The organism is Candidatus Protofrankia californiensis (assembly GCF_900634765.1).
In the GTDB taxonomy this organism is placed as follows: domain Bacteria; phylum Actinomycetota; class Actinomycetes; order Frankiales; family Frankiaceae; genus Protofrankia; species Protofrankia californiensis.
This window is the reverse complement of the sequence record NZ_CAAAFT010000129.1, coordinates 13,022-14,268: the sequence shown is the minus strand read 5'-3', so window position 1 is coordinate 14,268 and position 1,247 is coordinate 13,022. Positions and strand designations below refer to the sequence as shown.

Annotated in this window: 2 protein-coding genes; both read right to left on the bottom strand. The window is 72.6% G+C overall.

The features are described from left to right. Nucleotides 1-868, bottom strand: an 868-nt coding sequence (locus tag DD1DGNOD_RS07835; protein ID WP_241255539.1) for a hemolysin family protein, incomplete at its 3' end; no start/stop codon positions are given. Then, on the bottom strand, nucleotides 865-1,247 hold a 383-nt coding region (locus tag DD1DGNOD_RS07830; protein WP_283234667.1), incomplete at its 5' end, for a transporter associated domain-containing protein. The genes DD1DGNOD_RS07835 and DD1DGNOD_RS07830, both read right to left, overlap by 4 nt.

Sequence of the window (1,247 nt, the reverse complement as noted above, 5' to 3'; positions counted from 1 at the left end):
CCAGCGGACGGACCCACTTGGCGGGGACCGGCGCCGACCGCTTCTGCGGGTTGGTTTCCAGGACGTCCTTGAGATGCAGGTATCCGGTGAGCTCGCCGCTGGCCGCCCGAACCGGGAAACGGGAGAACCCGGTCCGGGCGGCCACCGCCTCCACACCCCGGGGCGTGACCTCGACCGGAACCGTCTCCAGGCTGTCGAGGGGCAGCAGGACGCTGCGCGCGCTGCGTTCGTCGAAGTGCAGCGCTCCGGACAGCAGCCCGTGCTGGTCCGCGTCAAGCAGTCCCTCCCGGCGGGACTCCTCGACGAAGCCGGCGACCTCGTCGCGGGTGAAGGCGCTGGCCACCTCGTCCTTCGGCACCACCCGGACGATGCGCAGGCTCAGGTTGGCGGTCGCGTTCAGGCCGGCGATCGCCGGGCGCAGGTAGCGGACGACACCGACCAGCGGCGGGACGAGCAGCAGGGCGCTGCGGTCCGGCCCGGCCAGTGCGATGTTCTTGGGAACCATCTCGCCGATGACCACGTGCAGGAACACGACCGTCGTCATGGCGACGGCGAGAGCGATCGGGTGCAGCAGGACCTCCGGCATCCCGGCCGACTCCAGCGGGCCTTCGAGAAGGTGCGCGACCGCGGGCTCCCCGAGCGAGCCGAGCCCCAGCGTGCAGATCGTGATGCCCAGCTGGGTGCCGGCCAGCATCAGGGAGACCTCCTCCATCGCCCGCAGTGTGGTCTGCGCGCGGGCCGAACCCGCCTGTGCCAGGGGTTCGACAGCGCTGCGGCGAGCCGAGATCAGCGCGAACTCGGCTCCCACGAAGAAGGCGTTGGCAAGGAGCAGGACGACGGTGAGGAAGACAGCGAGCAGGACGTTCACCGCAGCGCGCCCATCGCGTCCGGGGTGGCGGGGTCGCGGTGCGCATCCCCGGAACGGTCGCCGCCCACGGGGCGGTCGCCATCCGCGGGATGGTCGCCGCCCGCGGGATGGTCGCCGCCCGCGGGGACGTGCGGAGGAATCAGGCGGACCCGGTCCACGCGCCGGCCGTCCATCAGCTGGACGGTGAGGGTGACGCCGTCGACCTCGACCACGTCGCCGGTGACCGGCACCCGGCCGAGGCGGTCCGCAATGAGACCCCCGAGGGTCTGGTACGCCTCGTCCGTCGGCAGGCGGACGTCAACGGTCTGCGCCACCTCGTCGACGCGGAGCAGACCGGACAGCAGCCACGTCCCGTCCTGGCGCCGCGCCGCCCGCACAC